Origin of the sequence: Duganella phyllosphaerae (assembly GCF_001758785.1) — a bacterium.
In the GTDB taxonomy this organism is placed as follows: Bacteria; Pseudomonadota; Gammaproteobacteria; order Burkholderiales; family Burkholderiaceae_D; genus Rugamonas; species Rugamonas phyllosphaerae.
This window is the reverse complement of record NZ_LROM01000148.1, coordinates 16,933-27,014: the sequence shown is the minus strand read 5'-3', so window position 1 is coordinate 27,014 and position 10,082 is coordinate 16,933. Positions and strand designations below refer to the sequence as shown.

Below are 10,082 nucleotides of genomic sequence, written 5' to 3'. Positions count from 1 at the left end.
CCACGGCCCTGTTCGCCGGCTCGGGCCGCTTCCACTGCCGCGTTCAGCGCCAGGATATTGGTCTGGAAGGCGATGCCGTCGATGACCGAAATGATGTCGACGATCTTGCGCGAGGAGGCGTTGATCGAGCCCATGGTATCGACCACCTGCGCCACCACCTCGCCACCCTTGGCAGCGACGCCAGAGGCGGCCATCGCCATCTGGTTGGCCTGGGCCGCGTTGTCGGCGTTCTGGCGCACGGCGCCGCTCAGCTCTTCCATCGAGGCGGCGGTTTGCTCCAGGCTCGACGCCTGCTCTTCGGTGCGGCTCGACAGGTCGAGATTGCCGTTGGCGATTTCGGTCGCTGCCGTGGTGATCTGGTCGGCGCCGGCGCGTACCTGGCCTACCACGCTCGAGAGGTTGCTGCTGATGCCATTGAGGGCGCGCAGCACCAGGCCGATTTCATCGTTGTTATGGATTTCCAGGTGCACGTCGAGGTCGCCCTTGGCGATGCGGTCGGCGGCTTCCTCGGCGCGGGCCAGCGGCCGCGACACCACGGTGCGCACCAGCAGGAACAGGATGAGGGCGAAGATCACCAGCGCGGCCAGGCCGATCAGCGCGTAGCGGTTGCGCAGGGTGGCCGCTTCGCTGGTGATTTCGTCGGTATAGGTGCCGCCCACGATCAGCCAGTTCCAGTCCTTGAAGGTGTGGAACTCGACCATTTTCTGGCGTGGCGACTCGTTTTCGCTGGCGGCCCAGTTGTAGGTCATGCCGCCGGACTTGGCCTCCAGCATCTCGCGGATGATGGCCTTGCCGTCGGTGCTCTTGGTATCGATCAGGTTGTCGCCTTCGCGCTTGGGATGGATCAGCGCAACGCCCTGTTTCTCACCCTTGGCGGCATTGATGACGTAGATGTAGCCGGTGTCGCCGATCTTGATCGCCTTGATCTTCTGCTTGAGCATATCCATGTTCTTGGAGATGTCGAGGCCGATGAACAGCACGCCGATGACGTTGCCGGCCGCATCCTTGATCGGATCGTATTGGGTGATGAACTGCTTGCCGAACAGCGTGGCGAGGCCAATATAACGCTGGCCGTTGCGCAGCAGCGGGTAGCTGGGGTGGGCGTGGTCGAGCTGGGTGCCGACCGCGCGTTCGCCGTTCTCTTTCTTGAGAGACGTGGTCACGCGCACAAACTCGGCGCCGTTGGCGGCAAAAATGGTGGCGATCACGCCGGTTTCATTGGTGAACTTGTCCGGGCCGGTGAAGTCGAGGTTGAGCGCTTTGCCGCCATGCATCAGCGATGGCGTCGGTTTGCCGGCGATCTCGACCGTGGTGGCCGGGTCGAGGCTGAACTTGCCGCCATCGAACTCGGAAGCGAACAGGCGCGCGAAGCTCGACGCCTCGTTGGTCATGGCGTTGTTGAACACCTCGACCGTGTTGCTGATGCCGCTCAGCGAGTTGGCGACGTTGGACTTGGCGCGCTCGGTCAACATGGCCGAAGTGCTGTGGTTGATCAGCACTAGGATCACGGCCATGATCACCGTCATCAGCGCGAAGGTGAACACGGTAATCTTGGTGCCGACACCCCAGTCGCGGGGATTCATCAGGGATTTGGTCATTGGATTCCAGTTATTGCTGTTATTGGTGGTTCGGAAACGGGATATGCCCCGAAGAGTCGGGAGCGCTGCTTGAGGCCAGGCAAAACATGTACCTCAACAGCTGAGGCGAGCTGCCCACCGCCGGGTGCCGGGGCGGCGTCATCATTGAATGCAATTGATGCGATAAGTCTAAATTTTAGCAGAATTTTTCCCTTGAGCAATCAAAATTTTGACGTATATCAAGGAATTTCCTTTTCTAAAACAATGACTTAAATAATATATTGCTGAATTTAAATACGGGTTACTACGTATTGCGAGAGATGGTGTTCAGCCGCGCTTAAGGTTCGTGGCGGAAACTCGCGATTCACAGAACGGCGTGCCAACTGCTATCCTGTAGAATGAAATTCAATGCTGCGCCTGCAATAACCTATAGATAAATACTCCGGAGTTAGCCGATGAAGAAAAAAATGCTGTTGGTGGCCATGATCGCGGCCCTGTCCTTCCAGGCCGGCGCTGCCGTGCCGGACAAAGTGGCAGATGCGCCGCTCAAGCCCCAGGTTGGCCAAGCCCAGGCCGCTGTGCTGGCCTCGCGGGTGCTGACCAAGCTGCATTACAAGGCTGCACCGCTCGACGACGCCATGTCGGAAAAGATCTTCGACCGCTATTTCAAATCGCTGGATTCGGAAAAACTGTTCTTCACCCAGTCCGACCTGAACCAGTACGCCATCGTGCGCACCCGCCTGGACGACGCCATCAATGGAGAAAACCTCAGCGTACCGTTCGCCATCTTCAACCTGTACCAGACTCGCTTGCGTGACCGCATCGCCTATGCACGCGAGTTGGTCAAGACCGGCAAGTTCGAGTTCACGTCGGACGAGACCTACCAGATCGACCGCGAAAAGGCCGATTGGGTCAAGAGCGACGCCGACATGAAAGACCTGTGGCGCAAACGCGTCAAGAATGAATGGCTGCGCCTGAAACTGGCCGGCAAGGACGACAAGAGCATCCGCGAAACGCTCGACAAGCGCTACGAGAACTACCTGAGCCCGTCGCGCCAACCGACCAGCGAAGATGCGTTCCAGATCTTCATGAATGCATACGCCATGTCGATCGAGCCGCATACCAATTACCTCGGTCCGCGCGCCGCCGACAATTTCGACATCTCCATGCGCCTGTCGCTTGAGGGCATCGGCTGCGTTCTGCAAAGCCGCGACGACTACGTGGTCGTGCGCGAAGTCGTGCCGGGCAGCCCGGCCGGCCTGTCCGGCAAGATCAAGGTGGGCGACCGTATCGTCGGTGTGGCCAAGGACGAGAAGGGCCCGATGACCGAAGTGCTCGGCTGGCGCCTGGACGACGTGGTCGCGCTGATCCGCGGTCCCAAGGACTCCACCGTCAAGCTCGAAATCATCCCGGCCGACGCCGGTCCCGATGGGAAGCACGCGTTCGTTTCGCTGGTGCGCCAGAAGATCAGCATGGAAGAACAGTCAGCCAAGAAAACCATTTACGAAGTCAAGGATGGCAACGCCAAGCGCCGCGTGGGCGTGATCTCGCTGCCAACGTTCTACCAGGATTTCGAAGCGCGCCGCAAGGGCGACAAGGATTTCAAGAGCGCCACCCGCGACGTCGAACGCCTGCTGGTCGAACTCAAGAAGGATAAAGTCGACAACGTCCTGATCGACCTGCGCAACAACGGCGGCGGCTCGCTGAACGAGGCGGTGGAACTGACCGGCCTGTTCATCGACAAGGGCCCGGTCGTGATGCAGCGCAGCGCCGACAAGAAAGTGGAAGTGGAAAGCGACACCCGCGCCGGCATGACCTGGGACGGCCCGATGGGCGTGCTGATCAACCGTGGTTCTGCCTCGGCGTCGGAGATTTTTGCCGCAGCGATCCAGGACTACGGCCGTGGCGTGATCATCGGCGAACCGAGCTTTGGCAAGGGCACGGTGCAAACCCTGTTCAGCCTGGACCGTTTTGCCCAGGACGACAAGGTGCGGTATGGCGAAGTCAAGTTCACCATCGCGCAGTTCTTCCGTATCAACGGCGGCACCACCCAGTTGCGCGGCGTTACGCCCGACCTGAAGCTGCCCACCATGACGGACGCCGAATCGTTCGGCGAGTCGAGCTATGACAATGCCTTGCCATGGACCCAGATTGCACCTGCCACGTACATCCCGGCGGGCGACCTCAAGGAAATCATCCCGGTGCTCGATAAAAAGCACGTGGCGCGCATCGCCAAGGATAAGGACTTCCAGTACCTGGCCGAGGATATCGCCCTGGTGAACAAGCAGCGCAAGGAAAACGCGATTTCGCTCAACGAAACCGTGCGCCGCAAGGAACGCGAACAGCAGGAATCGCGCGCCAAGCTGCGCGAGGCCCGTTTGCTGGCGGCCCCGGGCGCCGACGATCCCATCCTGTTGCCCGATCCGAAAGACGCGCTCAACAAGGCAATCGCCGCCAAGCCGGCCAGCGGCAAGACCGCACCGATCCCCAAAGTGGCAGGGGTGAAGGGCGCGTTGCGCAGCGACGACGGCCTGCAGGGCGCCGAGCGTACGCTGGCAGCCGAGCTGGAAGCGGAAAAACTGGCCAAGGCAGCCAAGGACGTGTTGCTCAACGAAGCGGTGCACGCCCTGGCCGATGAGGTGGCGTTGCTCAAGGCCGATAGCCGCATGGCGGCGCGAGTGTTACCTTATGCGCAACCGACGACCGCTGGTAAATAACAGAGTTATGCTTGCTGTGAATTTCCAATATTTCCAATATAAATTGGATTTATATGCTGCACAGCGGCATTATCATTCCTGTCTCCTCTATTCTCCTCCAAGAAAATAGATTCAGCCCGCTCAGTGAGCGGGCTTTTTTTTACGTGCGCTGTTTGCGGCGTACGCACGCAGTCACCAGTGCCAGGCCACCGAGCAGCATGGCCCAGGTTGCAGGTTCCGGCACGGCCGAGACGGTGTCGCGCGCCAGGATAGACCGCACCGTCAGAAAATCGGCATTGTCCACGGTGCGGTCTGTAACCATGGCAAACGGCCGTACCACGCTGGGCGTGGTCAGCTCCTTGGCGAAAAAGCCGAAGCCGCCTGAAATGCCGTCGGCATCGCCGTAGGTCGTGCTGTCGCGCGGATTGGTGCCCACCACCACGCGCTGGCCGATCAGTTCGCGGGTAAAGTCCACCGGTGCCCGCGCATAGAACAGGATCGAAGAGAAATCCTGCTTGCCAAACACCCCGTTGCCGACCCCGGCGCCGCTGACGGTCAGTTTCAAGCTGGCGATCTGGGCCATATCGATGGCGTGCGGAACGGTGGGCGTGGTGTCGATCAATAACGAGTCAAGCGTCAACTCGGCAAAAGCGGTATCGATGCCGCTGCCGTTGCTCCACTTGATATCGAACGTGACCAGGCCGGCCTGAGCGAGAGGCGCCGTACCCAACGCACACAACACGGCAGCTGCGCCGGCCATCTTTTTCAACGAGTTCATCATCTTGAGTCCTGCTATCGGTAAGGGGATTCTTGCATGGAAGCCATGCATCCGATGCAATATAACTGCGGCTAGTTTAAGCCGCAACCTTTAACGTGCAGGTGTGATTGGCACGCGACATTCGGACAGGATCAGGCGCGGGCACGATGAGGCTCGGGCCAGCGCTGCGCTGGCCCGGCAAGCTTGGCAGTCTGCTAGGAGGTGCGCCGCAGCAGGCGGCGTAGACGATAGTTGTCGGCGAGCAGTCCCAACAAGGCAATGATGGTGACAACGACGAAACCATCTTTCTCAAGCAAGTACCAAAATACCCACGCCATGCCAGCGCAAAGCAATGCGCAAAGCAACAATGCAAGTCTATCTTTGGCGTTTGCTTTCATGGTTTTGACGAGTTATATCGGCAAGAATAACGGCCTGCAGCATTCGGGTGATAGATCGGTGGCGCTTTTAACAGAACCGGCGCGAGCCAAGCGCGCTCCAACCGGTGTTGTCGCGCTAATAGTAAAACATCTGCGATATCCCTGCCACCCCCGAGAGTGCGGCCGGTGGCGACAGCGAGACTGCCGATACATGCTCCTACATAGAATGCGGCGGAGATGGCCGCCATTGTGGCTAACTTTTCAAGGCGGGTACCTGTACCAATCAACTCTCCCACCGTGACGGTCTTGCCGAATTTATCTATATTGGTGAGCAATACGGTCAAGGTCCCGATAGTTATTTGTAGCGTACCGAACAAGCTCTCGGGCGCAGGCAATCCGAGGCTATCCATATTTTCTTTGAAATACCGGTAAAAGTTAGACATGGAATTTCCTTTGGTAAAGAAGACCAAGAGCTTAAGACGGCGTATTCAGTCAAAATTGATGCGTATCACGCACCCGTCGTTTTGAGTAGCTTATCGCTTCCTGTCCAAGCCCAACAGACCAGTGCCGCCAGGCTCACCGCGGCGCCGAGTGCGCAGACACCGTTCCAGCCAGCGACGCTGAATACCACCGTCGCCGCCCAGGCGCCAATGCCGCTGCCCACCGCGTAGAACAACATATAGCAGCCCACCAGCCGGCTGTGCGCGCCGCCGCTGGTTCCGAATATCAGGCCTTGGTTGGTAACGTGCAGCGCTTGCACGCCAAGATCGAGCATCAATATGCCAAGTACCAGCATGGATATGGTCGTGGTCATGCCGGCGCCAGGCTGAAAAGCCAGGCTCAGCGGCAGCCACGACAGTACCAGCAGCACCAGGGCGGTTGCGCTGGTGCGCCGGCTGTAGCCGCGATCTGCCCAGCGGCCGGCGCGGGTGGCGGCCAAGGTGCCGGCCAGTCCGACCAGGCCGAAGGCGCCGATGGCAGCGTGCGAATAGTGGTAGGGTGCGGCGCTGAGCGGCAATACCAGCGCGCTCCACAGGATATTGAAGGCAGCGAACATCAGCAGCGCGATCACTCCGCGCACTTGCAGCACGCGATCGTCGCGCAGCAGCGTGAACATCGAAGCGAGCAGGCGCGGGTACGACAGTGCTGGTTGCTGAATCGGCAAGGCCGGTAACAGCCGCCACAGCAACCCCGCCATCACCAGCATCGCCAGCGCCGAGCCACCATACACCGCGCGCCAGCCGGCCAGGTCGGCAACCGAGCCGGCCACCACCCGCGCCAGCAACAAGCCCGATACCACGCCGCCCTGGGCAGCACCTACCACGGCGCCACGCTCGGCTGGCTGGGCCGCTGCGGCCGCATAGGCGATCAGTCCCTGGGTCATGGCGGTGCCGAGCAGCCCTACCACCAGCATGGCCGCCATCAGCCACGCGGCGTTGTGGGCGCACGCTGCCGCTGCCAGGGCCACCACCAGGGCCAGCAGCTGGGCCAGCATCAGTCGCCGGCGCGGTAGCAGGTCGCCCAGCGGTACCAGTAGCAGCAAGGCCAGCACGCTGCCAGCCTGGGTGGCAGTGATGACCCCACCGACGGCGGCTCGCGAAATGCCGAAGTCGTCGGCCAGCGCGCCGAGCAGCGGCTGGGCGTAATAGACGTTGGCGACACTGAAACCGCTGGCGCAGGCAAGCAAAACTACCAGCGTGCGGGGAAGAGAAGGTTGACGCATGATGCTCCTAACGGCTCGCAAGACAAATCTGGTTTCAAATCAAAACTGGTTGTATTGTAAGTATCTCAGTTTTAAAATGCAACCAAGTATCTGGAGGAGGCCATGGCCAAACGAAAATCGATGCAGGACGATGCCTGCCCGGTGGCGCGGGCGCTGGACCTGGTGGGCGACCGCTGGTCGCTGCTGCTGGTGCGCGATGCGTTCGACGGCATCCGTCGCTTCAGCGACTTCCAGCGCAATCTTGGCGTCGCGCGCAACATCCTGTCGGACCGGCTGGCGACGCTGGTGGCAGCCGGCGTGCTGGCAGTGCAACCGGCCTCGGACGGCACGTCGTACCAGGAATATGTGCTCACGCCTAAAGGCGAGCGCCTGTTTCCGCTCGTGGTGGCCTTGCGCCAGTGGGGCGAGCAGCAGTTGTTTGGGCCGGGGGAAGCGCATTCGCAATTGCTCACGGCGGCTACCGGGCAGCCCTTGGCGCACATGTTGCCGTGCGATGCGACGGGGCAGGTGGTACAGTCACACCATACATTCGTGAAGAAATTGCCAAATTAAACGATGGAGACAGCATGGATTTGAGCTACACGGCAGCGGACCTGGCGTTCCGCGACAAGGTGCGCGCCTTTCTCGCCGCCAACTTGCCGCCCGACCTGCAAAAAAAGGTGCGCAACCACGTGCGCCTGACGCGCAACGACTACGTACGCTGGCACCAGATTGCCGCGCGCCAGGGCTGGTCGGCACCGGGCTGGCCGGTTGAGCACGGCGGGCCGGGCTGGACGCCTACCCAGCGCCATATCTGGGAAGAGGAGTGCGGCCGCGCCGGCACCCCGCAAATCCTGCCGTTCGGCGTCAACATGGTCGCGCCGGTGATCATGGCATTTGGCAGCGCTGCCCAAAAAGCCCATTACTTGCCGCGCATCCTCAATTGCGAAGACTGGTGGTGCCAGGGATATTCCGAGCCCGGCGCCGGCTCCGACCTGGCGTCACTGAAAACCCGCGCCGTGCGCGTCAACGACGTGTATATCGTCAATGGCCAGAAAACCTGGACTACGCTGGCACAGCACGCCGACATGATGTTCTGCCTGGTGCGCACCGATCCCGACGTGCGCAAGCAGGAAGGCATTTCGTTCCTGCTGATCGACATGACCTCGCCCGGCATCACCGTGCGACCGATTCTCACGCTCGATGAAGAGCACGAAGTCAACGAAGTGTTTTTCGAAAATGTGCGGGTGCCGGCGATCAACCTGGTGGGCCAGGAAAACAAGGGCTGGACCTATGCCAAGTACCTGCTGGGCCACGAGCGCACCGGCATTGCCGGCGTGGGCCGGTCCAAGCGCGAGCTGGCCTTTCTGAAAAAACTGGCTAACGAGCACAGCAAACATGGCAAGCCGTTGTTGCAGGATCCGCTGTTTGCCACCAAGGTGGCCAACGTGGAAATCGAGCTGATGGCGCTGGAAACCACGGTGCTGCGCGTAATTACCAGGAACGCCCACTCGCCTGGGCCGGAGGCATCGCTGCTCAAGATACGCGGCACGGAAATCCAGCAGTGGATCACCGAGCTGATGATCGAAGTGCTGGGCCCGAATGCGCTGCCGTTCGACCTTGCCTACCTGGACGGTGACAGTGAGCACGCGGTGACCGGTGACGACGCCGGCGCGCCGCTGGCCGCCAACTACCTGAATATGCGCAAGACATCGATCTACGGCGGCAGCAACGAAATCCAGAAAAACATCATCGCCCAGATGATCCTGGGACTGTGAGGAAACGGCATGGACTTTAATTTTACCCAGGAACAGCAGCAATACGGCGACGCCCTGCGGCGCTGGATCGACAAGGATTACACGTTCGAGACGCGCCAGCGCATCGTCCACTCCAGCACCGGTGTCTCCGGTGCGGCCTGGCAGGCATTGACCGAACTGGGCATGACCGCGCTGCCGGTGCCGTCGGGCCAGGGCGGCTTCGACGGCGACGCCATCGACATGCTGGTGGTGATGCAGGAGTTCGGGCGCGGGCTGGTGGTCGAACCGTACTTCGCCACCGCCTGGGGCGCCTATTTTCTCAAGCTGGCGGGCAACCAGTACCACCTGTTGCAAGACGTGGCCGAAGGCCGCGCCAAGCTGGCGTGCGCGCTGGGCGAGAAGCACTCGCGCTATGACCTGGCCGACATCAAGACCCTGGCGGCCGTGAACGGCGAGGGTTATCGCATCGACGGCACCAAGACCGTGGTGCTGCACGGCGCCCAGGCCGACGCCCTGGTGGTCTCGGCCCGCAGCGCCGGCGGCCAGCGCGATGTCAACGGCATCAGCCTGTTCGTGGTGCCCACCGATACGCCGGGGCTGACCATCCGCGACTACCGCACCCTCGACGGTCGCCGGGCCGCCACGGTGCAGTTCAGCCACGTGGCGGTGCCGGCGTCGGCACTGCTGGGACGGCTGGGCGCAGGGTGCGACATGCTCGATGAAGCAGCCGACTATGGTGTGACCTTGCTGTGCAGTGAAGCGCTGGGCGTGATGGATGCGCTGTTTTCCAGCACACTGGACTACGTCAAGACGCGCCAGCAGTTCGGCGTGCCGATCGGCAGCTTCCAGGCCTTGCAGCACCGCTTGGCCGACATGTACATCCACCTCGAGCAGGCACGGTCGATGGCGATGCTGGCTGCCGCGCGCATGTCCTGCGGCGATCCTGGCGAGCGGCGCCGCATCATGTCGGCAGCCAAGGTCAGGGTAGGGCAGGCGGCCAGGTTCATCGGCCAGGAAGCGGTGCAACTGCACGGCGGCATGGGCGTCACCGACGAACTGCCCGCCTCGCACCACTTCAAGCGCCTGGCGATGATCGAACGCACCCTGGGCGACATCGACCACCACCTCGAACGCTACACCGCCCAAAAATTGTTCCAACCCTAACTTCGGGGTCAGTGCCGACATTTGGACACGAACCCGTCATTACGAACTGACC

General features: G+C 61.2%; 9 protein-coding genes. 4 read left to right on the top strand and 5 right to left on the bottom strand.

Annotated elements, in window-relative coordinates; translation table 11 throughout:
- On the bottom strand, window positions 1–1,598 hold a 1,598-nt coding region (locus DUPY_RS24950), incomplete at its 3' end, for a methyl-accepting chemotaxis protein (RefSeq protein WP_070251852.1).
- Window positions 1,599–2,032: 434 nt separating this feature from the next.
- Between DUPY_RS24950 and DUPY_RS24945 the strand changes: the two genes are divergently transcribed.
- On the top strand, window positions 2,033–4,294 hold the full coding sequence (locus DUPY_RS24945; RefSeq protein WP_070251851.1) for a carboxy terminal-processing peptidase: 2,262 nt from the start codon (window positions 2,033–2,035) through the stop codon (window positions 4,292–4,294).
- Between the two features lie 139 nt (window positions 4,295–4,433).
- Here the strand turns inward: DUPY_RS24945 and DUPY_RS28105 are convergent, their stop codons facing one another.
- From DUPY_RS28105 to DUPY_RS24930, 4 genes are all read right to left on the bottom strand, one after another.
- The gene (locus DUPY_RS28105) at window positions 4,434–5,054 is read right to left on the bottom strand and encodes a PEPxxWA-CTERM sorting domain-containing protein (RefSeq protein WP_070251850.1); all 621 of its coding nucleotides are present in this window, start codon (window positions 5,052–5,054) and stop codon (window positions 4,434–4,436) included.
- 191 nt (window positions 5,055–5,245) lie between these two features.
- Complete coding sequence (locus DUPY_RS28100) at window positions 5,246–5,428, bottom strand: hypothetical protein (protein WP_070251849.1); 183 nt, start codon at window positions 5,426–5,428, stop codon at window positions 5,246–5,248.
- Entirely contained in the window at window positions 5,425–5,850 is a 426-nt protein-coding gene (locus DUPY_RS27375; protein WP_071651702.1) for a hypothetical protein, read from the bottom strand. The genes DUPY_RS28100 and DUPY_RS27375 overlap by 4 nt, the downstream gene beginning before the upstream one ends.
- A 65-nt stretch (window positions 5,851–5,915) precedes the next feature.
- Window positions 5,916–7,130 carry an MFS transporter gene (locus tag DUPY_RS24930; protein WP_070251848.1) on the bottom strand — a complete coding sequence of 405 codons (1,215 nt, stop codon included), beginning with the start codon at window positions 7,128–7,130 and terminating at the stop codon, window positions 5,916–5,918.
- Window positions 7,131–7,232: 102 nt separating this feature from the next.
- Here DUPY_RS24930 and DUPY_RS24925 point away from each other — a divergent pair, with 102 nt between their 5' ends.
- The 3 genes from DUPY_RS24925 to DUPY_RS24915 are packed head-to-tail and all read left to right on the top strand — an operon-like array spanning window position 7,233 to window position 10,030.
- A complete protein-coding gene (locus DUPY_RS24925) occupies window positions 7,233–7,682 on the top strand; it encodes a winged helix-turn-helix transcriptional regulator (protein ID WP_070251847.1) in 450 nt (149 codons plus the stop codon).
- A gap of 14 nt (window positions 7,683–7,696) precedes the next feature.
- Window positions 7,697–8,887: an acyl-CoA dehydrogenase family protein gene (locus DUPY_RS24920; protein ID WP_070251846.1), complete on the top strand. Its 1,191-nt coding sequence runs from the start codon at window positions 7,697–7,699 to the stop codon at window positions 8,885–8,887.
- A gap of 9 nt (window positions 8,888–8,896) precedes the next feature.
- Window positions 8,897–10,030, top strand: a complete 1,134-nt coding sequence (locus DUPY_RS24915) for an acyl-CoA dehydrogenase family protein (protein ID WP_070251845.1) — start codon at window positions 8,897–8,899, stop codon at window positions 10,028–10,030.
- Window positions 10,031–10,082: the final 52 nt, after the last annotated feature.